This is a genomic window from Kiritimatiellia bacterium (assembly GCA_026417735.1).
Lineage (GTDB): Bacteria > Verrucomicrobiota > Kiritimatiellia > PWTM01 > PWTM01 > CAACVY01.
This window is the reverse complement of record JAOACR010000011.1, coordinates 55,595-77,439: the sequence shown is the minus strand read 5'-3', so window position 1 is coordinate 77,439 and position 21,845 is coordinate 55,595. Positions and strand designations below refer to the sequence as shown.

At 70.0% G+C, this 21,845-nt stretch carries 17 protein-coding genes; 11 read left to right on the top strand and 6 right to left on the bottom strand.

Translation table 11 applies throughout. The annotated features are described in order from the left end of the window. From N2652_06675 to N2652_06665, 3 genes are all read left to right on the top strand, one after another. Positions 1-728, top strand: a 728-nt coding sequence (locus tag N2652_06675; GenBank protein ID MCX7818874.1) for a class I SAM-dependent methyltransferase, incomplete at its 5' end; no start/stop codon positions are given. 67 nt (positions 729-795) lie between these two features. Then, positions 796-2,118: a glutamate--tRNA ligase gene (locus N2652_06670; protein MCX7818873.1), complete on the top strand. Its 1,323-nt coding sequence runs from the start codon at positions 796-798 to the stop codon at positions 2,116-2,118. Next, on the top strand, positions 2,115-2,780 hold the full coding sequence (locus tag N2652_06665) for a CDP-alcohol phosphatidyltransferase family protein (GenBank protein ID MCX7818872.1): 666 nt from the start codon (positions 2,115-2,117) through the stop codon (positions 2,778-2,780). Before N2652_06670 ends, N2652_06665 begins: the two co-directional genes overlap by 4 nt. A gap of 14 nt (positions 2,781-2,794) precedes the next feature. Here N2652_06665 and bioA read toward each other — a convergent pair whose 3' ends face one another. Both bioA and N2652_06655 read right to left on the bottom strand, forming a co-directional pair. After that, positions 2,795-4,081, bottom strand: coding sequence for an adenosylmethionine--8-amino-7-oxononanoate transaminase (gene bioA / locus N2652_06660; GenBank protein ID MCX7818871.1), 1,287 nt, complete (start codon positions 4,079-4,081; stop codon positions 2,795-2,797). Beyond that, the gene (locus N2652_06655) at positions 4,078-4,920 is read right to left on the bottom strand and encodes a patatin-like phospholipase family protein (GenBank protein ID MCX7818870.1); all 843 of its coding nucleotides are present in this window, start codon (positions 4,918-4,920) and stop codon (positions 4,078-4,080) included. Before N2652_06655 ends, bioA begins: the two co-directional genes overlap by 4 nt. 233 nt (positions 4,921-5,153) lie before the next feature. On the opposite strand from N2652_06655, the gene N2652_06650 reads away from it, so the two are divergent. The 8 genes from N2652_06650 (at position 5,154) to N2652_06615 (ending at position 13,665) form a co-directional block, all read left to right on the top strand. Next, on the top strand, positions 5,154-6,380 hold the full coding sequence (locus tag N2652_06650; GenBank protein ID MCX7818869.1) for an alkaline phosphatase: 1,227 nt from the start codon (positions 5,154-5,156) through the stop codon (positions 6,378-6,380). A gap of 13 nt (positions 6,381-6,393) precedes the next feature. Then, complete coding sequence (locus N2652_06645; GenBank protein MCX7818868.1) at positions 6,394-7,722, top strand: P-loop NTPase; 1,329 nt, start codon at positions 6,394-6,396, stop codon at positions 7,720-7,722. Positions 7,723-7,812: 90 nt separating this feature from the next. Further along, positions 7,813-8,568, top strand: coding sequence for a DUF3047 domain-containing protein (locus N2652_06640; GenBank protein MCX7818867.1), 756 nt, complete (start codon positions 7,813-7,815; stop codon positions 8,566-8,568). Continuing rightward, positions 8,565-9,794, top strand: coding sequence for an acetylxylan esterase (locus tag N2652_06635; protein ID MCX7818866.1), 1,230 nt, complete (start codon positions 8,565-8,567; stop codon positions 9,792-9,794). Before N2652_06640 ends, N2652_06635 begins: the two co-directional genes overlap by 4 nt. An 80-nt stretch (positions 9,795-9,874) precedes the next feature. Beyond that, positions 9,875-11,578: an acyl-CoA dehydrogenase family protein gene (locus tag N2652_06630; protein MCX7818865.1), complete on the top strand. Its 1,704-nt coding sequence runs from the start codon at positions 9,875-9,877 to the stop codon at positions 11,576-11,578. Between the two features lie 68 nt (positions 11,579-11,646). Then, a complete protein-coding gene (locus N2652_06625) occupies positions 11,647-12,216 on the top strand; it encodes an HAD-IIIA family hydrolase (GenBank protein MCX7818864.1) in 570 nt (189 codons plus the stop codon). Then, positions 12,213-12,947, top strand: a complete 735-nt coding sequence (locus N2652_06620) for a class I SAM-dependent methyltransferase (protein MCX7818863.1) — start codon at positions 12,213-12,215, stop codon at positions 12,945-12,947. Before N2652_06625 ends, N2652_06620 begins: the two co-directional genes overlap by 4 nt. Positions 12,948-12,951: 4 nt before the next feature. Continuing rightward, positions 12,952-13,665: a nucleotidyltransferase family protein gene (locus N2652_06615; GenBank protein ID MCX7818862.1), complete on the top strand. Its 714-nt coding sequence runs from the start codon at positions 12,952-12,954 to the stop codon at positions 13,663-13,665. 12 nt (positions 13,666-13,677) lie between these two features. Here N2652_06615 and N2652_06610 read toward each other — a convergent pair whose 3' ends face one another. The 4 genes from N2652_06610 to N2652_06595 all read right to left on the bottom strand — a co-directional run bounded on the left by N2652_06610 (position 13,678) and on the right by N2652_06595 (position 21,431). Next, positions 13,678-15,588, bottom strand: coding sequence for a GNAT family N-acetyltransferase (locus N2652_06610; protein ID MCX7818861.1), 1,911 nt, complete (start codon positions 15,586-15,588; stop codon positions 13,678-13,680). Positions 15,589-15,591: 3 nt separating this feature from the next. Further along, positions 15,592-17,688, bottom strand: coding sequence for an acetate--CoA ligase family protein (locus tag N2652_06605; protein ID MCX7818860.1), 2,097 nt, complete (start codon positions 17,686-17,688; stop codon positions 15,592-15,594). Between the two features lie 165 nt (positions 17,689-17,853). Then, positions 17,854-19,932 (bottom strand): arylsulfatase, encoded by a 2,079-nt coding sequence (locus N2652_06600; GenBank protein ID MCX7818859.1) that lies wholly within the window; start codon positions 19,930-19,932, stop codon positions 17,854-17,856. Continuing rightward, on the bottom strand, positions 19,929-21,431 hold the full coding sequence (locus N2652_06595; protein MCX7818858.1) for a sulfatase-like hydrolase/transferase: 1,503 nt from the start codon (positions 21,429-21,431) through the stop codon (positions 19,929-19,931). The genes N2652_06600 and N2652_06595 overlap by 4 nt, the downstream gene beginning before the upstream one ends. Between the last annotated feature and the right edge of the window lie 414 nt (positions 21,432-21,845).

Here is a 21,845-nt window from a genome sequence, read left to right as displayed (position 1 = left end):
GGGGCGGGTGGGCGAGCGCGCTGCTGCGCGAGCGCGGGGGGGAGTGGACGAGCCTCGAGCGGCCCGGCGTGGCGTTGGAAACGCTGCGGTTCCTTTGCGAGGACCGATGTGTTGCGGCGTGGGAGCCGGCGGCGCCGCTGCCGTTTGAGGAACAGCATTTCGACGTGGTGGTGTGGATCAGCGGCTTCGAGGAGGTGGCGGAGCCCGCGACCGCGGTGCGCGAGTGTCACCGGGTGCTGAAGCCGGCGGGGCGTCTGGTGGTGAACGTGCCGTTCGCGACGCGCGTCGCGCCGCTGCGCTGGTTGGGCCTCGGCGGCGAGATGCGGGCGGGATATACCGTCGCGCGGCTCTATGACGTGTTGAAGGACGGCTTCGACCTGCAGGAGTGCCGGCGCTACGGGCGGCTGATGATGGAGCTGGCCGACCGACTCGCTCGCCGGGCCGCGCGGCGGCGGGCGGAGCAGGACGCGGCGGGCCGGCCCGACCCGATTACGCTGTGCCGCGCGCAGGCGGTGGTGTGGCGGCGATGGGCGTGGCCGACCTGGTGGCTCACACAGCTCGATGCGCTGCTGTTTTTGAGCCCTGGCTACCGGCTGATCGCGCGGGCGCGCCGGCGGCTCTGGATTCCGCGCCGGGCGCCGGTGCTTGCCGACGGCCGCAGCGTCGCGGAGGCCGCGCTTGGCGGACGCATCGGTTCGGCCTCGGCGTGGACGCCACCGGGGGGCTAAGCGTTCACGCCCTGCTGTGTTACAGTAGCGGTCGGTGCGGCGCCCGGCGCGCCGTCCGGAGACTGGCATGAGCGAGATTCGAACCCGGTTTGCGCCCAGCCCGACCGGCCATGTGCACATCGGCAATATCCGCGCGGCGATCTTCAACTGGCTGTTCGCGCGGCACACCGGCGGGCGGTTCTTGTTGCGCATTGAGGACACCGACCGCGAACGCTCGACGCCCGAGGCCTGCCGCACGCTGATCGAAGCGATGGAGTGGCTCGGGCTGAACTGGGACGAGCCGCCCCTGTATCAGTCCGCGCGGCGTGAAGCCCACCTGGCAGCGGCCGAGCGGCTCCTCGCCGCAGGTCATGCGTACCGGGAGGACAAGGGGGGTACTGGCCGCGGCGAGTGCATCGTGTTCCGGATGCCCGGCTGCGACATCGAGTTCGACGATCTGGTGAAGGGCCGCCTGCGGAAGGCCGCGGCCGATCTGCGGGACTTTGTGATCGTTCGCTCCGATGGCCATCCGGTGTTTCATCTGGCGAATGTGCTGGACGACATCGAGATGCGCGTCACGCACGTGATCCGTGGCGACGACCACGTGGAGAACACGTTTCGTCACATCGCGCTGTTCCGCGCGCTCGGTGCGCCGGTGCCCCGGTACGCGCACCTGCCGATGATCGTGAACGCGCAGGGCAAGCCCTATTCGAAGCGTGACGGCGCCGCGTACGTTGGCGAGTTCCGCGACCGCGGCATTCTGCCGGACGCGCTGTTCAACTATTTGGCGCTGCTGGGCTGGTCGCCGGGCGACGGCCGGGAGTTGATGAGCCGCGCCGAGCTGATCGAGGCCTTTTCGTTTGAGCGCGTGCAGCCCTCGCCCGCGCAGTTCGACCTCACGAAGCTGTTGTGGATGAACGGCGAGTACATGCGGCGGCTGCCGGCGGCGGAGCGGATCGAGGGGCACTTGAGGGACCTTCGCGCGCACGGGCTGAATCCGGACCCGGCCGACCTGCTGCGGGTGTTGGAGGTGATGCAGGACCGGATCAAGGTGTTCAGCGATACTGCGGCGCAGACGAGGTACTTCTTCAGCGAGGACTATCCGGTGGATGAGGCGGCCTGGCGCAAGCGGGTTGTGCGGGAGGGCATTCCGGCGGCGCTCGACGTGCTGCGGCGCCGGTGGGCGCAACTGCCGCACTGGTCCGCGGCACCGCTGGAGGCGGAGCTGAAGAGCGTTGCGGCGGAGGTGCAGCGGCCGGCCGCCGACCTGATTCACGCGGTGCGGATCGCAGTATCGGGGACGCCGGCCGGCCCGGGTCTGTTTGCAATGCTCGAGGTGCTCGGCCGCGAGAGGGTGCTCGCGCGCCTGCAGCGCGCCATCGCGCGCGCGGATGCGGCGGCGTCGCGATGAGCGGGCCCCCTGCCGACGCCGCGGCGGCCCCGCTGCGGCTCACCCTCGCGACGAAAGTCACGCTGCTGCGGTTCGTGGGTATTCCGGTGTTTGTTTCGATGATGGTGTACTACCGGATTTCACTCTCCGGGGGTGCGCCGCAGCCCGGCTTCCGGTGGGCGGCGTTCGTGGTGTTTCTGGTCGTTGCGCTCACCGACGCGCTGGATGGCTTTCTCGCCCGCTCGCGCGGCGAGATCTCGCGGCTGGGCGCGCTGCTGGACCCGCTGGCGGACAAGCTGCTGCTCTGGTCAGCGATCCTCACGCTCACCGCACCCGGCCAGCCGGGGTTGCAGCCGCAGCTGCCGGTGTGGTTCGCGCTGATCGCGTTCAGCCGGGATCTGCTGCTGGCGATCGGCGCCGGCGCGCTGCATCACCACACCGGCCCCGTGGAGATCCGGCCGACGCTGGTCGGCAAGGCGGCGACCGCGCTGCAGATGGCCTGTGTGGTGGCGGCGCTCGGTGCGCTGCCGTCGCGGCTGGTGGGGGGGCTGGCGGCGGTCAGCGCGGCGGGCCTGGTGGTGTCGGCAGTGCAGTATGTGCGCCGAGGCCTCCGGCTGCTGCGCGCACCGCCGGTGCTACCGCCGTCCCGCCCCGCGGTCACCCCGCCCGCGCGCGAAGTCTGACCTCGCCGGCCGGCTCAGAGGGCGCCCAACGTGGCCTCCCGCACCGCGTCGGCGACCGCGGCGAGGTCCGGCTCCGGAGTGGTCAGCGGGGGCATCAGGTACACGACGCCGCCGAGCGGTCGCAGCAGGATCGCGCGCCGGCGCAGTTCGTCGCGCACTTGCGCGGCGGCCGCGGCCGGCGCGGAGCCGCCGAGCTCGATCGCGCCGACCGCGCCGAGGATGCGGACCTCGCGCACCGCCGGCTGCCCCCGCAGCGCCGCCCATCGCTGCTCGAGCGCGACGCCGATCCGGACGGCGAGCGCGGGCAGGTCGAGCTCGCGGTACAGTTCCAGTGCGGCGAGCGCGGCGGCGGCCGCCACAGGCTGGCCGGCGAAGGTGTGGCCATGCAAGAAGGTGCGTTCCGGTGAGCGGCCGTCGAACGCGTCGTAGATGTGGTCGCGCACGATCGCCGCGCTGATCGGCAGCGTGCCGCCGGAGAGCGCCTTGCCGACGCACACGATGTCCGGGGCGATGCCGGCGTGCTCGAACGCGAACCAGCGTCCGGTGCGTCCGAAGCCGGTCGCGATTTCGTCGGCGATGAACAGCGCGCCGGCGTCGCGCGCCAGGCCGTAGAGCTCCCGGAGCCATTCCGCCGCGTACATCCGCATGCCGGCCGCGCCCTGGACCATCGGTTCCACGATCACCGCCGCAATGCGCCCGCGGTGCTGCGCGAACGCGTCGCGCGCCGCGGCGGTCGCCTCGCCGACCGTGACGCCTCCACAGGGGGGCGGCACGCGGATGGCGCGCCGGCACACGGTACGGAACGGCGCATGGAAGTGCTCGAGGAAGCCGAGGCCGATCGCGCCGAGAGTGTCCCCGTGATAGGCGCCCTCGAGCGCGACCAGCTCGGTGCGCTCCGGGGCGCCGGTGATCGCGTGATACTGCAGCGCGATCTTCACCGCCGCCTCGACCGCGCTGGCGCCGTCGGAGGCGAAGTGCACATGCGCGCGAGAGTCGGGCATCATCCGCGCCAGCTCCGCGGCGAGTCGCACGGCGGCCGGATGCGCGAGACCGCCGAGGATGCTGTGATCGAGCTCGCCCACTTGGCGCCGGATCGCCGCAACGATGCGCGGGTGATTATGGCCGACGGCGCTGCACCACCAGGAGGCGATCCCGTCGAACCATCGGCGCCCCTCGGTGTCGAACAGCCAGGGGCCTTCGGCGCGCACGATGATCGGCAGCCCGCGGTCGACGTCGGGCCGCGGCGTGTAGGGGTGCCACACGTGCGCGCGATCGAGCTGACGGAGCTGATCCGGGTTCATGCGGGGGCAGTACCTCCGGTCCATTCGGCGAGCGCCTGCCGCACCGTCGCCGCGGCGGCCTCGCCGCGGCGGAGCGCCTCCTGCGCGCGCGTGAACTCGAAGATGCCGATGTCGCGCAGCGGCACCGGCACCCAGAGATCCGGCGGCGAGACGCGCAGCCGCTCCGCGAGTAGTGCCGCGTGGCCGATGTCGAACGCGCCGAGCACCGCTTCCGCGACGGTCGGCACGCGGTGCCGTTGGCGCGGCGGTGCGGCGGCGGCGACGTGCACCGCGATCACCCGATCGCAGCGGTCGCGCAGCAGGTCCCAAGGCACGAGGTTCACCAGCCCGCCATCCACCAGCAGGTGGCCATCACGTTCGACCGGCGCGAAGACGCCGGGCACCGCCATGCTCGCCTGGATCGCGGACAACAGCGGGCCGCGGTCCAGTACCAGGGCCTCGCCGGTCCAGAAGTCCGCCGCGACGACGCGCAGCGGAATGCGCAGTTCTTCGAACGTCTCACAGGGCAGATCGTCCGCCAGCAGCCCAATCACACGGTCGGTGCGCAACAGGCCCCCCTGGCGGAAGTCGGGGCGGATAGCGCGCAACCACCGCGCGAGCGCCGCCCGGTTGCGCAGGAAGCGCCGCCACGCATCGCGGCTGGCCGGCGCGCGGCTGAGCACGCGGCGGCGAATCGCGCGGCCGGAGCGCCCCGCCGCGTAGAGGGCGCCCAGGATCGCGCCCATGCTCGTTCCGGCGACTGCAGCGGGAATGACGCCCGCCTCGTCGAACGCTTCCAACACCGGGATGTGCGCGAGCCCCCGCACGCCGCCACCGCCGAGCGCCAGGCCGATTTTCATCGTCGCGCGTCCGCGTTCCCGCTTCGGGGCGTGAGGCGGCGAGCCGCGCGCCGCGGTGGGGCACGGAACACCGGCAGGCACTGCGCGCCCTCATCCCTGGTCGGGTGGACCGTCATGGGCCGCGATCGTACACCGTTCGCATCGCGAACACATCCGCGACTGGGACGGCGGGGCGCGGCGCTGGGACCTGACTTGCCCCTCCCTGCCGCCGCGCGTAGGTTGTGGGGCCTCTCATGAAAAGACATCACGGTAGATGGAGTTGGGTCACCGCATGGCGGCTGACGCTGGCCGGCATTATGGTGTGGGGCAGTGGCGCGGCCTGTGCGGCGGTCACGAACATCGTGCTGATGATCGGAGACGGCATGGGGTTCGAGCATCTGCGTGCCGCGTCGCTCTATGTGCACGGGCGGGAGGGAGCGCTCTTCATGGAGTCATTGCCGCACCGCGGCGAGGTCGTCACGACGCCCGCCTGGCGCCTGCCGCCGGGCGCGGACCCGGCGGCGACGCCGCCGAAGGTCACCGATTCGGCGGCTGCAGCGACCGCGATGGCGACGGGCCGGAAAGTGTTCAACGGGGTGCTGAGCCTCGCCTTGCCGGGCGACGGTACGCCGCTCGAAACGATTGTGGAGCGGTTCGCGCGTGAGGGGCGGCGGGTCGGCATCGTTACCACTGCGCATCTCACCGATGCAACGCCGGCCGCGTTTATCGCGCACGTGACCAACCGCGGCGAGGCGGTCGCGATCGCACACCAGCTGTTGGCGGCGACCAACGTTCACGTGATGCTGGGCGCGCCCGACCGTAATCCGAGGGTACCGCTGCGGCCGGACCCGGCCAGAGCCGCGGGTTGGCTGGTGGTGACGAACCGCCAGTCGCTGCTGGCTGCGGTGTCGAATCCGCCGCCGCGGCTGCTGGGGCTCTTCGGCGACGGCGGCCCGATGTGCTACGAGTACGACCACGCGCACACCACGCGGCGGGAGTACGAACGGCTGCCACACCTTTCCGAGATGGCGCGCGCGGCGGCCCGGCTGGTGGAGCAGGGGACGAACGGCTTTTTCCTGATGATCGAGGGCGCCAACATCGACAAGGCCGCCCACGGCAATCACCTGGAGCGGATGATCTACGAGACGATCGAGTTCGACCGTGCGGTTCGGGAAATCGTCGAGTGGGCGGTCGCGCGGGGCGATACGCTGGTGGTGGTGACCGCGGACCACGAGACGGGCGGCTTGAAGGTCGTTGCGGGTCAGGGGGCGGGCCGAATGCCGGTGGTGACGTGGGCTGGCCGCAGCCACACCGGTGCGACCGTGCCGATCTGGGCGACCGGTCCTGGAGCGGAGCGAGTGGGCGGCCGATGGGATAACACCGACATCTGGCGGCTGATGGTTGGGGTGTTTGAGCGGCCCACCGAGTACGTGCCGGAAGTGGGCGAGGAACCCGTGCTCGGCGGCGGGATGCCGGACTGAACCGGCGGCACCGGTGAACTCGCCCGTCGATCGTGAACGCGAGGTCCTGGAGGCGCTGCGCTCGATCGAGGATCCCGATCTGGGGCGGGACATCGTTTCGCTGGGGTTTGTGCGCGACCTGCGCGGGTTGGAGGATGGGCATCTACGTTTCACGCTCCGGCTGACGACGCCGGCCTGTCCGCTGCGTGAGGATTTCCGGCGCCAGTGCGAAGCGCGGCTGCGGCGGCTGGAGTGGGTGCGGTCGGTGGCCGTCGAGATCACCTCCGAGCGGCCGGCGCAGGTCGCGCCCCGTGCGGACGGGCTGGCCCAGGTCGGCACGATCCTCGCCGTGGGCAGTTGCAAGGGTGGTGTGGGGAAGTCCACCGTCGCGGTGAATCTGGCCGGTGCCCTTCTGCGGCGAGGCGGTCAGGTGGGGCTGTTTGATGCGGACATCTTTGGTCCGAGCCTGCCGACCATGCTGCGGCCGGAGGATCCCGCGATCCGCGTCGCGGACGGCGCACTGCTGCCGCTGGTGGTGGAAGGGCTGCGGGTGATGTCGTTCGGATTTGCGGCGCCGGGTGGCGACCCGGCGATCATGCGGGGGCCGATGGTCAGCCAGGTACTGGACCAGCTTCTGACGCAGACCCGCTGGGGTGAGCTGGACTATCTGGTTCTCGATCTGCCCCCTGGCACCGGCGACATTCACCTCACGCTGATGCAGCGCGCGAACATCACGGGCGCGCTGATCGTCACGACACCGCAGGAGCTCAGCCGCGTGGACGTGGTGAAGGGCATTCGGATGTTTCAGCGGCTGAAGGTGCCGGTGATCGGGGTGGTCGAGAACATGAGCCGGTACCGGTGTCCGGACTGCGGCGCGGTGCATCATCCGTTCGGGAGCGGCGCGCGGGAGCAGCTGGTTCGCGAGTTTGGGCTGCCGGTGTCGGCGGAGCTGCCGATCTGGGCGGAGCTGTCCCGGTGGGGCGATCGCGGTCGGCCGGTGGTGTTTGCGGAGCCGGCGGGAGAGGTCGCGGCCGCGTTTCTGGAGCTGGCGGACCGGGTGGTGCGGGAGCTCAGCCGCGTGCGGCTCGGTGCGGCGCGGCCGCCGGTGGTGATGTGGGAGCCGTCGCGCGGCGTGATCGTGCGCCGGGCGGACGGCCGCACATTTGTGATTTCGCCGCGGCGGTTGCGCGAGGCCTGCGGGTGTGCCGAGTGCGCACAGCGGCGCGCCCCGCCACCCGCGGCGGTCGAGCCAGCCGGGATCGAGCCGATGGGCAACTATGCGGTGTCGGTTGGATGGTCCGACGGGCACGGGCCTTCCATCTACCCATACGAGGCGCTCGAGGCGCTTGGGGAGGCGGGCTGAGGGGCCGCGGAACGCGTCCCAGGATTGGAGGGCCGGGAGGGAGGCCCGTCCAAGGCTTGGAGGTGGGGGGGTGTCGGACCGCGGAGCGCCGTGCGTGGACGGCGAACGATTTTGTGGCGATACTTCAGAGTCGTGTTCGGCAACGTGCAATCCGGCAACGTGAAGCGGCGGCTGGGCGGGTGGGCTGCCGTGGCGGGTCTGGGCACGTTGTCGGCGATGGGGGATCTGCGGCCGGTGTATCGGGAGGAGTTCATTGAGCTGCCTCCCGGTGCGGAGGTGCGCGGCCGGCCGGGCACGCCGCTCGCTCGATTTGAAATCGTGCCGCTGACGGATGCGGCGGGTGGGCGGGCGCTGCGGATGACCGCGGAAGGGGCTTCCGGCGCGTTGCTGATGCCGGTGGACAACGTGAGTCTCAGTCGGACGCCGATTTTGCGCTGGCGATGGCGGGTGCTCGAATGGCCGACGGATGCGGACGGACGGCGACCCGATCGCGACGACCAGGCGGTGGGGTTGTACATCGGGGCCGGCCGGGGGCTTCGCCGCACGAGTCTGGCGTATCGGTGGGAGACCGCGACGCCGGTCGGCGCGACGGGTGCGGTCAGTTACGCCGGCGGCCTGGTTCGGGTACACTGGATCGCGTTGCGGAACCGAGAGAGCGGCACGGGGTTTGTGGTTGAGGAGCGGAACGTCGCCGACGACTGGCGCCGGCTGGTGGGCGGCGAGCCGCCGGAGAGGTTTGCGATCAGCATCAGTTGCAACTCTCAGTACACGCACAGCCGGGCGGTCGCGGAGCTGGACTGGCTGGAGTTTGCGCCCGCGCGCTCGGCATCGGAGGTCGAACCATGAGGATGCAGACGCTTCTACTGGCCGCGACGGTGGCGGGGACGCTGGGCCGGGCGGCGGAGCCGGCCGGCGCGCCGGCGCTGCGCCGTTTTCGTGACGATCCGCCTGACATGCCGCCCTACACGCTACCGGACCCGCTGCGGTATGCGGACGGCTCCGCGGTGGCGTCGGCGGAGGAGTGGATCGCGCGTCGGCGGGGGGAGGTGCTGGAGCTGTTTCGCGAGCATGTGTACGGGCGGGTGCCGGCGGCGGCACAGCGGCCGCTGGAGTGGAAGCTGGTGGCGGAGCAGGCGGTGCCCTCGCTGAAGGCGACCTGGCGGCGCATCGCGCTGACGGCGCGGCACCGCGATCGTGAGCTGACGTTTTCAGTCTCGCTGTTTACGCCCGAGCGCGAGGGGCCGGTGCCGCTGGTGCTGCTGATCTGCAACCGGACGAACGTCGTGCTCGAGGCGGAGCGTCCGGCGGATGACCAGTTCTGGCCGGTGCCGGAAATTCTCGGCCGCGGCTATGCGACGGCCGCCTATTATGTGCGCGACGTGGATCCGGACCGCCCCGACGGTTTCGCGCGCGGTGTGCGGGGCCTGTTTGCGGAGGGCGATCCGAAGCCGGACGACTGGGGAACGCTGGCCGCGTGGGCGTGGGCGGCGAGCCGGATTGTGGACGTGCTGGCCGGGCTGCCGGCGATTGACGGCGGGCGGATTGCGGTGGTCGGGCACTCGCGCGGCGGGAAGACCGCGCTGTGGGCGGCCGCGCAGGACGAGCGTTTCGCGCTGGCCTGCGTGAACGAGTCCGGCTGCGGCGGTGCGAACATTCTGCGACGCCGTTTTCCTGGCCGGGAGACCGTCGAGATCATCAACCGCGGGTTTCCGCACTGGTTCAATGCGAACTTCAAGACCTACGCGAACCGCGAACACGAGCTGCCGGTGGATCACCATATGCTGATTGCGCTGGTCGCGCCCCGGTGGGTGCACGTGGGCAGCGCGGAGGAGGACATCTGGGCGGATCCGCGCGGGGAGTTTCTCGGCGCCTGGCACGCGGGGCCGGTGTACCGGCTGCTCGGGCGCGCGGGGCTGCCCTCAGACCAAATGCCACCGATCGGCGAGGTGATGCGCGGCGACGGGCTCGCCTACCACATCCGCGCCGGGCCCCACAATTTGACGCTGGAGGACTGGCGCGCCTATCTGGACACCGCCGCGATCGCGTTTCGCGAGCCGCCGCGCGCGCGCTGACGGGGCCTTCGCGTGCGGCTCGATTCGTGCGCCGCAATCCGATAGAACACCGCGAGCCGACAGGAAAGGACAGCGCTCGGATGGCCAACTTCTACACCGACAACCGGGATCTGGCGTTCATTGTGGAGCAGATGGTGGACTGGCCGGCGATCCTCGCCTGGAAGGAGACGCTGGGCGAGGGCGACTGCCCGTGGGCGGACGCGGACGAGGCGAAGGCGACGTTTGTGGAGATGTTGCGGGACCCCGTCGGGGAGATCGCGGCGAACCGCATTGCGCCGCGCGCGGAGGAAGTCGACGACATCGGCTGCCGGTTCGAGAACGGCCAGGTGGTGTTTCCGGAGGCGCTGCAGCGCAATCTGAAGGACCTGCGCGACGCGCAGCTGATGGGCATGACGATTCCGCGCCGCTATGGCGGGCTGCAGTTTCCGGAGACGGTGTACACCGCCGCGATCGAGATCATTTCGCAGGCAGATGCCTCGCTGATGAACTTTTTCGGGCTGCAGGGCGGCATCGCGGAGACGATCGCGCAGTTCGCGTCGGAGGAGCTGAAGGCGCGCTACCTGCCGCGGATGAGCACCGGCGAGTTCACCGGCGCGATGGCGCTGACCGAGCCCGACGCCGGCAGCGACCTGGCCGCAGTGCAGACGCGCGCGAAGGACGCGGCGGGCGGCGGCCTGGCGGCGCAGCAGGACCCGGCGACCGGTCTGTGGACGATCAGCGGCACGAAGCGTTTCATCACCAACGGCTGCGGCGACGTGATCCTGGTGCTGGCCCGCAGCGAGGATCCGGAGAAGAAGGGCGGCGGGCGGGGGCTGAGCTTTTTCCTGGTGGAAAAGAACCCGCGGGTGCGCGTGCGCCGCATCGAGCACAAGTTGGGCATTCACGGCTCGCCGACCTGCGAGCTGCAGTTCGACGAGTGCCCGGCGTATCTGATCGGCGCGCGCGGCATGGGGCTGGCTCGGTACACCGCTTGGCTGATGCTGGCGGCGCGGCTGGCGATCGGTGCGCAGGCGCAGGGCATCATTCAGGCCGCGCTCGCGGAGGCGGAGGCCTACGCGCGGCAGCGCGAACAGTTCGGCCGGCCGATCCGTGAACTGCCGCAGGTCGCCGCGATGCTCGCCGACCTGCATATGCTCGCGCAGGCGTCCCGCGCGGTGCTGTATGCGGTCAGCGAGATCGTGGACCTGCATCAGGGCGCGGAGGCGCGCGGACTGCGCGAGGAGACCCGCCGCTACGGCCGCTACGCGGAGGCGCTCACGCCAATCGCGAAGTACTACACCACCGAGGTCGCCAACCGCATCGTCTACGACGCGCTGCAGATCCACGGCGGCAACGGCTTCATGCAGGAGTATCCGATCGAGCGGCTCTACCGGGACGTCCGCATCACGAACATCTACGAGGGCACCTCGCAGATTCAGATCAACTGGGCGATTCCGCGGCTGGTGCGGGGCGACTTGGACGACCTCACCGCCGCGCTCGCCGCGCACACGTTTGCGGACAGCGACCTCGGGCGGCTGCAGGACGAGGTGAACCGCTGCTTCGAGGCGTACCGCTCGGTGATCGGATGGCTGCGCGACAAGGACGCTGCATTCCGCGAGATGGTCGGCCCGCAGGTGATCGACATGTTTGTGGAGATCTACGCGGCGTGGCTGCTGTTGCGGCAAGCGGAGCGCTGGGAGTACAAGCGGCCCGTCGCGGCGCGGTTCATCCGCCGGCTCGGCCCGCGCGTCGCGATGAACCGCGATCTGGTGCTGAACGCGCGGATGGAGACGATCGAGCCCTGAGCGGGCGCACCCGTTCCCGTACGATCGCCGCCGGCCAGCGGTCCGGCGCCGGCCGCGCCGCGGTGTTCGTGGACCGCGACGGCACCCTGAACGAGATGGTGTACGACGAGACGCACGGCACGATGGACTCGCCGCGCCGGCCGGAGCAGGTGCGGCTGCGGGCCGGCGCCGCGGCGTTCCTGCGCGGGGTGCGGCAGCTCGGCTACGAGGTGATTGTGGTCACCAACCAGCCCGGCATCGCGAAGGGGACGCTGACGGAGGCTGAGCTGGAGGCGGTGCACCGCCGCCTCGCGGAGCTGCTGGCCGCGGAGGGCGCTGCGTGGGACGCGATCTACTGGTGCCCGCATCATCCGTCGGTGCGCGCCTGCAGCTGCCGGAAGCCGAAACCCGGCCTTTTGCGGCGCGCCGCGCGGGAGCGCCAGCTGCGTCTGCGGGGAAGCTGGATGGTGGGGGACGGCGTGGTGGATGTGCAGGCCGGACGCGCAGCCGGCTGCTGGACGCTGTTTGTTGGCCGGCTGAAGCCCGAGGTGCTCGAAAAACTCTTCGACGACGGCGACGCGATGCCCGACGCGGTCGCGTGCGATCTGGCGGGCGCGCTCGAGGTGATCCGGCGGGGGCGCCGCACCAACTCTCGATGAACGCGCGGACGCTGGCGAAGGCGTGGGAACAGGTGCGGCTGGCCGCCGCCGCGGAGGGCAGGTCGTTGCCATCGCTCGCATGGAAGATCGCGCACCGCGGCGCGGTGTGGGCCTGGCGTCGCGCGCGCGGGGCGCCGGCGTTCACGCTGGGGGGAGAGACCTATCGCCACTGGGTGCACCCCTTCATCCTCGACAACGAACGAACGGTGGAGATTCCGATCGCGCTGCGCGCAGTGGAGCGGCGTGCCGGCTCGCGGATCCTCGAGGTCGGCAACGTGCTGGGCGCCTACGCGGATTTTCCGCACGTGGTGGTGGACAAGTACGAGCGCGCTGCGGGGGTGGTCAACGAGGACATCGTGAACTACCGGCCCGGGGCGCCATTCGACCTGATCCTTTGCATTTCGACGCTCGAGCACGTCGGCTGGGATGAGGTGCCCCGCGAGCCGGGCAAAGTGATGCGCGCATTCGAGGCGATGTGCGCGATGCTGGCACCGGGCGGCGAGCTGCTGGTCACGATGCCGCTGGGCTACAACCCAGAGGTGGACGGGCTGCTGGCGGCGGACCGGCTGCAGTTCGATGAACGGCGTTTTCTAAGGCGGGTCAGCCGGGACAACCGCTGGCAGGAGGCGGAGTGGGCGGAAGTGAGCAGCGCGAAGTTCGGGGAGCCGTATCCCTGTGCGAACGCGATCGTGGTCGGCCGCGTGCGCCGGCCCGCCGCGGCGGAGGGCTGAGCGGATGATGCGGACCGCGGTGGTGATCGCGGGCGGTCGCGGTGAGCGGCTGAAACCCCTCACCGACGACCGGCCGAAGGCGATGGTGCCCGTCGGCGGGCGGCCGCTGATCGGCTGGATTCTTGACTGGCTGCGCGAGCAGGGGATCCGTCGCGTCGTGATCGGCATCGCCTGGCGGGGCGATCGGATCGTCGAGTTTGTGCAGCGCGGCGGTGCGCCGGGGCTCGAGGTCCGGTTCAGCGAGCACACGCTGGAGGGGGGCACCGCGGAGGGGTTCCGGCTCGCGATCGAGCGGCACGTGGACGAGGCGGACTTCGTCGCGATGAACTGTGATGAGATCACGAACCTGTCGCTCGCGCGACTGGAGGAGGTGCACCGGCGGCACCGGCCGCTGGTGACGATGGCGCTGGCGCCGTTTCACTGCCGGTTCAGCGTGGTGGACCTGGCGGAGGACGGTCGGATCACCGGCTTCAAGTATGGCCGGCAACTTCCGCAGGTGCCGGTCAGCACCGGCATCTACATCTTCAATGCGGCACTGCGGCCGCGGCTGCCCGAACGGGGCTCGATCGAGGATCTGCTCTTCGCGCCGCTCGCCGGCGAAGGGCGGCTGGCGGGCTGCATGCTGGGGCCGGGCGAGGAGTGGATCTCGGTGAACGACGCGAAGAACATCCGCGAGGCCGAGGACACGCTCCGGCGATGGGGACGGCTCCTCAGTTGAGCGACTGACGGCTCAGGAAAACTCGATCCGGAAGCTGATCACGTCTTCGCTCGGTGTCGCGGTGACTTTGTGCTGGCTTTTCTGGAAGACGCGCTGCATCGCGCGGTTCTCCTTCAGCACCTCCGCGGTAAAGCCGGCGATGCCGTTGCGCTTCGCGATCGTTTCCAGGTGGCGCAACAGAAAGGTGCCGATGCCGCGGTTCTGCCAGTCGTCCCGCACGACGAACGCGACCTCGGCGAAGTTGGTCTTCTCGTCGAGGTAGTAACGGCCCACCGCGACGATCTCCTCGCCGTAGGCGGCCGGCAGCGTCGCGACAATCGCGACGTCGCTGCGGTGGTTGATGAACACGAAGTTGTGGAACTCGCGCCGCGGGATGTGGTAGGTGCGCGTCATGAACCGGTAGTACATCGTCTCCTGCGAGAGCGCATAGAACAGCTCGCGCATCCTCGGCTCGTCGGTGGGGTGAATCGGCCGGAACGTGATCTGTGTGCCGTCCTCCAACAGCATCGTGGTGCGGAACTGGGGCGGTCCGACGACGATCCGCCCCTCGACGTCCTTCATGTCCGGCCGCAGATAGCGCGCCTCGATCGCCTCGCGGAGCAGGTCGCCGCGGAAGTCGGGGTGCGCGATCGAGATCAGCGCGATCGCGCGCTCCTGGATGCTCTTGCCATGGAGGTACGCGACGCCGTACTCGGTCACCACGTAGTGCACGTCGCCGCGGGTCGTCACCACGCCCGCGCCGGGCGTCAGCCGGGTGACGATGCGCGAGACGCGGCCCTCCGGCGTTTCCGCGGTGGAGCGCAACGCGATGATCGCCTTGCCACCCTCCGAGCGCGCGGCGCCGCGGTTGAAATCGAGCTGACCCCCGATGCCGGAGTAGAAACGGGTGCCGAGCGAGTCGGCGCAAACCTGGCCGGTGAGGTCGACCTCAAGCGCGACGTTCACCGCGACCTGCCGGTACTGCCGTCCGATCACTTCCACGTCGTTCACGTACTCGGTGGGATGGAACGCGAACTTCGGGTTGTTGTGGATGTAGTCGTAGAGCCGCCGGCTGCCCAGGCAGAAACTCGCGACGACTTTTCCGCGGTCGAGCGTCTTGTAGGCGCCGGTGACCGCGCCCGACTCGATGAGGTCGATCATCGAGTCGGTGAACATCTCGGTGTGGATGCCGAGGTCCTTCTTCGTCTTCAGGGCGTCTGCGACCGCCTGAGGAATGCCGCCGATGCCGAGCTCGACGGTGGAGCGGTCGTCAATCAGCGCGGCAACGTATTCGGCGATGCGGCGGGTGGTTTCGTCCGGCGTCGGCGGCACGAACTCCACCAGTGGCGAGTTCACCGGCACCAGCACGTCGAGGTCGTGCACGTGGAGAAAGGTGTTGCCGAGCGTGCGGGGCATGTTCGGGTTCACCTGCGCGATCACGAGCCGGGCGTTCTCCGCGGCGCTTTTTACGATGTCGACGGAGATGCCGAGGCTGCAGCGGCCGTGCTCGTCCGGCGGGGTGACCTGGATCAGCGCGGCGTCGAGTGGCAGCCGCCCACTGGAGAAGAGCCGGGGAATGTCGGAGAGAAAAATCGGCGTGTAGTCGCCGAGGCCCTCCTGGATGATGCCGCGCACATTTGCGGCGATGAAGAAGCTGTTCACGCGAAACTTCTCCGCCAGTTCCCGGTTCGCGTAAGGCGCGTCGCCGAGCGTGAGCAGGTGCACGACTTCCACGTCGAGCAGGTCGCCGCGCGCGGCCATCGCGCGCACCAGTTCCACCGGCTGCGCGCAGCCGGTGCCGACGAAGATCCGCTGGCCGGGGCGCAGCCGCTGGACGGCCTCCTCCGGCGTTGCGCATCGGTCGCGGTATTTTTCGAGCCAATCCGGGTCCCAGGTGGGGGCGGACGGGTTGGCGGAGACGGTGGAGGGTGAAGGGCTCGTCATAGCTCAGGAACGGGGTTGAAGGGTGAAGCGGGCGTCCGCGGCGACCGAAACACCGCCGACCGGCCCGACAATGAACGGGTTGATGTCCATTTCGCGGATTTCCGGGAAGTCAGTGACGAGCTGGCTGATGCGCTGAAGGCCTTCCGCGATCGCGTCCACGTCCACGCGGGCCTGGCCGCGCACGCCGCGCAGCAGCGCGTACGAGCGGGTGCCCTCGAGCATCTGGCGAGCCTCATCGCGCGTAATCGGCGCGATGTGGAAGGTGACGTCCTTCAGCACTTCCACAAAGATGCCGCCGAGCCCGAACATCAGCATCGGGCCAAACTGGGGGTCGCGCGTCATGCCGAGGATCACCTCGCGACCACGCGGGCACATCTTTTCGACGTACACGCCGTCCAGCCGAGCCTCCGGTACGCGCTGGCGGATCCGCAGCATCATGAGGTCGAACGCGTCCCGCACCGCATCGGCGGAGTCAAGGTTCAGCCGCACGCCGCCGATGTCGGACTTGTGGATGATGTCCGGCGAGACGATTTTCATCGCGACCGGGAAGCCGATTCGCTCCGCCGCCTCGACCGCCTCCTCGCGCGTGAGCGCGTGGAAGCCGGGCGGCACGTCGAACTCGTAGGCGCGCAGGATCTCCTTTGCGGCGACCTCGCCGACCTGCAGCTGGTTCATCCGGAGCTGGCGGTTGATGATGCGCTCCGCGCGGCGGCGGTTGACGGGGAAGCGGGCAACCACCCGGGGCGGCCGCGCGCGCCACTGTGCGTACTGGCGCATCGCCCACAGCGCCGCGACCGCGCGCTCGGGCGATGGGTAGTGGGGGACGCCCTGCCGCATGAACACCTCGACGGCGGCGGCGACGTCCTGGCCGCCCATGAAGGAGGCGAGCACAGGCTTACTCCGGTCCGCGGCGCGGACGACTGCGTCGGCCGTCTCGCGCACGCGCGTGACCGCCTGCGGCGTGAGCAGCACCAGCACCGCGTCCACGGTCGGGTCCGCGAGCGCCGTGCGGACCGCGATCTCATAGCGTGCGGGGTCCGCATCGCCGAGCACGTCGATCGGGTTCGCAACGCTTGCCGCTTCGGGCAGGTGCGGCCGCAACGCCGCGCGCGTCTCGTCCGCGAGCGGACTCATGGACAGCCCGATCTGCTCGACCGCGTCCGCGGCCATGATACCGGGACCGCCAGCGTTCGTGACGACCGCAACCCGCGGGCCGGCGGGCAGCGGCTGCATCGTGAACGCCATCGCGTAGTCGATCATCTGCTCGAATGTCTCGGCACGGATCACCCCCGCGCGACGGAACGCCGCGCCGTAGGCGATGTCCGCGCCCGCGAGGCTGCCGGTGTGGGAGGAGGCCGCGCGCACGCCGGCCTGGGTGACGCCGGACTTGAACACGATCACCGGCTTGCGGGACGCCGCACCCTCGGCCGCACGGATGAACTTGTCGCCATCCATGATGCTCTCGAGGTAGCCGACGATCACGTTCGTGTCCGGATCGGCGGCGAGCGCCTCCAGTAGGTCGTTCTCGTCCACGTCCGCCTTGTTGCCCAGGCTGATCATTTTCGAGATGCCCAGCCGGTGCAGCGCCGCGTAGTCGAGGATCGCGGACATCAGCGCGCCAGACTGCGACATGAAGGAGATGTGACCGCGCGCGGGCCAGATGCCCGCGAACGACGCGTTGAGCTGCCGCTCGGTGTTCAGCAGCCCCAGACAGTTTGGGCCGACGAGGCGTACGCCGCGAGCGCGGCAGCGCCGCACCAGTTCCCGTTCCTCCTGCAGGCCATCCGGACCGGTTTCCTTGAAGCCGGCGGTGATCACAATGAGCGCCTGCACCCCCGCGGCCAGACAGTCGTCCACCGCGGCCATCACCGCGCTTTTCGGTACGACGATCACCGCCAAGTCCACCGCCTGCCCGTACTCGCGCAGGCTGGGGTAGCAGCGCCGGCCGAGGATCTCCGTCGCGGTCGGATTAATCGGCACCACTGGCCCGGGGAAACCACACTGAATCAGATTCGCGAGAATCCGGTTGCCGACCTTCTCCGGTGATTTGGACGCGCCGACGACCGCCACCGACTTCGGCGAGAACAACGCATCGAGCATCGTCGTCAAATCCTCGTCGCCGTCTTTCGCCCCGCACCGCGGATCATCGGCGGGCTCTTCGCGGGCCGTCGGGACTGCGGGCGGAGGCCGGTACCGAACCGAAAAGACGACCGCATTTTACCCTATCAGCCCCTGCGAGCTCCATCAAGCCGCATGGCCCACGGCTCAGCGCGAGGGGGCGGTGCCGGGGGCCGGCTCGGCCACAACGTCCCAGCGGTGAACCCAGCCGCGAAAACGGAACGGCGGAACGTAGGAACCGATCGGTTGCGGCCCTTCGCCCACGTGCAGACCGGCGGCCGGCTCCGCGGGCAAGGGACCGGGCGAGGGCGCTGTGGCGGCGGTGGTCCCCTGGACGCGAAGGGTCAGCGTGGTTGCGGTCAGCTCCGCGCGAACGCTCAGGTGTCCGCGCACCGGGCGGTCTGCTCGAAGCTCGTGAAGCCGGCCGCGATGACGGACCGCAAAGCATGGGCGGGACTCCGCATCGAAGTACACGGCCCAGCCGAGATTGGTGCCGCCGTGCGAGAGCACCACGCCGCGAGGTGCGGGGGATTCGACCTCGAGGTCCACCCCCAGCGTCCGGCCGGCGACTTGCGGTGCGTGCGGCACGCGGGAGGGGAGCGGGCCGCGATCGCCCTTGGGCCAGACCCCCACCCGGTGCGCCCAGTCCATCCACAGGGCGTGCATCGCGCGCAGCCGCTCCGGTTCCGCGCGGGCGAGGTCCAGCGTCTCCGTCGGGTCCTCGCCGATGCGGTACAGCTCCCAGCGTTCCGCCGCCAAGCCCGCCGGCTGCACCAGGTCGCGGCCGACAAGCTTCCAGACGCCGTCGCGGAGCGAGGCATTGCCTTCATGTTCGAACGCGATCCGCGCCACCCGCTGAAGCGGACGGCCCTCCAGCAGCGGCCGCAGCGAAATGCCCTCCGGCGGGGGCAGCGGCACGCCGCGACGTTCGCGCGGGTATACCGCGCCGGCCAGGTCCAGCAGCGTCGGCAGGATGTAAAGCACGCTGGCCGGTTCGCGGCACCATTCCGCCTGCGGTCGGAGGCCGGCGGGCCAGTGCACGACAAACGGTGAGGCGCTCCCGCCCTCGTGCAGATAGCGCTTGTAGAGTCGGAGCGGGGTATTGCAGGCCCACGCCCACGCCTCGCCATAGGCGTTGGCAAACTCCCGGTTGCGCTTCGTGACGTCGCGGAACTCGCCGCGGCCAAACATGCCACCCTCGGCACAGGCGCCGTTGTCGGACATGAAGAGAATCACCGTGTTCGAGTAGACACCGGACGTTTTCAAGCACTCGACCAGCCGCCCGATGTTCCAGTCCATCCGGTCCACCATCGCCGCATAAACTGCCATCTTCAGCGCCATCTCGTCCCGGCGGTCGGCCGGAAGGCTATCCCAGGCGGGGATCTCGGCCGGGCGCGGCGGCGAACGGGTGCCGGGCGGCCACAGCCCCGCCGCCTGCTGCCGGCGCCAGCGCTCCTCGCGCACGTGATCCCAGCCGAGCCGGTAGCGGTCCCAATATTTTGCGATGAGATCCTCGAACGCCTGCAGCGGCCAGTGGGGCGCGGTGTAGGCCAGATACAGGAAAAACGGCTGCGAGGTGCGAAGCGGGCCCTCGCGAAGGAAGCGGATCGCCCAGTCGGTGAACGCGTCGGTGGTGTAGAACTCGCGCTCGGTCGTGCTGTGCGGATGAGCGACGGGATCGTTGTCCAGCATGATGCCGCGCGGATGCTCCGGCTGGAAGTAGCGCAGCGCGCCGTCCAGGCAACCGTAGAAGCGATCGAAGCCGCGCTGCAACGGCCAGACATCGCGGCGATGCCTCCCCAGGTGCCATTTGCCGGTCATCAGCGTCGTGTATCCGTGCGCGCGGAGCACTTCCGCGATCGTCACACAGCGGTCGTTCAGGAAACCCTGGTAGGCGGGTGGTTCATCCGGCGCGGCCGGCTCCTCCGAGGCGATGGTCATCCAGCCGATGCCGGTCTGATGGGGGTGCAGCCCGGTGAGTAGCGCGGCACGGGTGGGACAGCAGCGGGCGCTGTTATAGAACTGCACGAACCGGAGGCCCCCGGCGGCCAGCGCATCGAGGACAGGTGTCTCGATCTCTCCGCCCATGAAGCCGGGGTCCGAGAAACCGAGGTCGTCGGCGACGATCAGCACGAAGTTCGGCGGCGAGCTGACCGCGGCGCCGCACACCAGCAACGCGAGGATCACCAGCGCGCGCACACGCGGGGTGGACGGTGCGGCGGTCAATGCCGCGACCCGGTCGCTGCGCCGATGGCGGCTTTCGGCGCTGGCCAGACGTGCATCGACGCGACGATTTCCTGATGCAGCTGTTCGAGCCGGCGTTGCAGCTCGTCGCGCTGCGCTCCGAGGTCGCGCGAGAGATCGCGGGACTCACCAACATCGTCGGGGAGCCGAAACACGGACACTCCACCAAGTCGCGCGGCGCGAACGCGACCGACCGTCGCCTCGGTGATGTTCTCCATTCTCGGCACCACCGCCCCGTTGGCATCCTCCAGACGAGCGAGCACCTTCCACGGACCGTCCCGCATGGCGATGCGCTGGTCGTTGATCGCGTTGTAGTACGCCCAGTAGAGCGGTTTTCGGCGCTCGAGGGGGGCGCCGGCGAGCCAGCCCGTGAGATCGGTGCCATCCAGTTCCAGGCCCGCGGGCAGCACGGCGCCGGCCAGGCGCGCAAAGGTCGGCAGCAGGTCGAGCGAGCTGATCGGCTCGTCGCAGACCCGACCCGGCGCGACGCGGGCCGGCCAGCGCAGGATGCCGGGTACGCGGATGCCGCCCTCGGTGGTCCACAATTTGCGGCCGCGCAGCGGCCCGGCCGAACCGTAGCAGCGGCTCGCCGCCTGATAGCGGTTCAGCGTCTCCGGGCCGTTGTCGCTGGAGAAGAATACGAGCGTGTTCGTCGCGACGCGCAGGCGCTCCAGCGCGTCGAGCAGTTCGCCGACCGCCCCGTCCATGTTTTCGACATTGGCGAAGTACTGCGCCTCGTTGTCGTTTCGCGCTACGTCCGCGTAGTGCCGCACGAGGTCGGGCGGCGAGGCGACGGGCTCGTGGGGTTCATGGAACGCGACGTAGGCAAAGAATGGGCGTGCCGGCTCCCGACGCCGCAGATCGTCGAGCCAATTGATCACCTCGCGGGCGACGAGTCGGCAACTGAATCCGGTCAGCGGCCCCACCGGCACACCGTTGCGAACGAAGTTCACCGGATTTTCGTGCGAGGGCGTGGCGTTGTTCTGTGTCGCGAACCAGTGGTCGAAGCCCGCGTCGCCCGGCTGCGGTTGTTCGGGGCGGTTGAACATGGAGTTGCAGTGCCATTTGCCGCTCATCGCGGTCGCATACCCGACCTGCTTCAGCACGCTCGGCAGCGTGACCTCGCCGCGGCGCAGGTGGACGGCGTCCCGCCCATCCGCGCGCGGCCGCCCGTCCGTCCGGGCCTCGGGGATCCAGTCGTAGACGCCCGCCCGGTCCGGCACGCGGCCGGTGAGCAGGCCGACGCGGGACGGCGAACAGACCGGCGCCGCGCAATAGCAGCTAGTGAGGCGCACGCCCTCCCGCGCGAGGCGGTCGAGGTTCGGAGTTCGGATGTGAGGGTGCCCGTAGCAGGCCAGGTCGCCCCAGCCGAGATCGTCACAGAGGATCACCAGAAAGTTTGGTCGTTCCGCCGCACCTGCGACGGCGACCGAGCTGACGAACGCGACGATCACCGGGCACAACGTCCGCATGTGCTTCATCGTCGATTCCTCCGATCCGGCGGTTCCGAGTCTCCCTGCCGCTGTGGTCGTGCCGCTTAGCAAGCGGCCGTGACCGCCCTCATTCTATCCACTGCGGCATCAAAATCCGACCGGTCGCGTGTCCTGTGGCGAGGCACGCGGATCGTCACGCAGACGGGGTCTTCGGCGCGGGGGTTCAAGTCCGGCGATTCCGCGGCAGTGTTGCAGAACTCCTCAGCCAGCCGGCGCATGTGGCGCCCCATCGGCCACAGCCGCGCCGCGGTGGGGAGGCAGAGGGGGGCCGGGCGACGAAGCGGGGTGGTTCCAGGCACATGCGTTGGGCCGCGGAAACAGGCCCGAGCGGAGCTCTGCGCGGTGCGGCCGGCACATCGCTCTGCTGACGTCGGCGCGGTCGAGCACGCGCCCCTCGCGCGC

Excerpts from the sequence above, each read along its gene's own strand:
- N2652_06670 (MCX7818873.1), top strand. The coding sequence starts at position 796 with ATGAGCGAGATTCGAACCCGGTTTGCGCCCAGCCCGACCGGCCATGTG.
- N2652_06665 (MCX7818872.1), top strand. The coding sequence starts at position 2,115 with ATGAGCGGGCCCCCTGCCGACGCCGCGGCGGCCCCGCTGCGGCTCACC.
- bioA (MCX7818871.1), bottom strand. The coding sequence starts at position 4,081 with ATGAACCCGGATCAGCTCCGTCAGCTCGATCGCGCGCACGTGTGGCAC.
- N2652_06655 (MCX7818870.1), bottom strand. The coding sequence starts at position 4,920 with ATGAAAATCGGCCTGGCGCTCGGCGGTGGCGGCGTGCGGGGGCTCGCG.
- N2652_06650 (MCX7818869.1), top strand. The coding sequence starts at position 5,154 with ATGAAAAGACATCACGGTAGATGGAGTTGGGTCACCGCATGGCGGCTG.
- N2652_06635 (MCX7818866.1), top strand. The coding sequence starts at position 8,565 with ATGAGGATGCAGACGCTTCTACTGGCCGCGACGGTGGCGGGGACGCTG.
- N2652_06630 (MCX7818865.1), top strand. The coding sequence starts at position 9,875 with ATGGCCAACTTCTACACCGACAACCGGGATCTGGCGTTCATTGTGGAG.
- N2652_06620 (MCX7818863.1), top strand. The coding sequence starts at position 12,213 with ATGAACGCGCGGACGCTGGCGAAGGCGTGGGAACAGGTGCGGCTGGCC.
- N2652_06615 (MCX7818862.1), top strand. The coding sequence starts at position 12,952 with ATGATGCGGACCGCGGTGGTGATCGCGGGCGGTCGCGGTGAGCGGCTG.
- N2652_06610 (MCX7818861.1), bottom strand. The coding sequence starts at position 15,588 with ATGACGAGCCCTTCACCCTCCACCGTCTCCGCCAACCCGTCCGCCCCC.
- N2652_06605 (MCX7818860.1), bottom strand. The coding sequence starts at position 17,688 with ATGCTCGATGCGTTGTTCTCGCCGAAGTCGGTGGCGGTCGTCGGCGCG.
- N2652_06595 (MCX7818858.1), bottom strand. The coding sequence starts at position 21,431 with ATGAAGCACATGCGGACGTTGTGCCCGGTGATCGTCGCGTTCGTCAGC.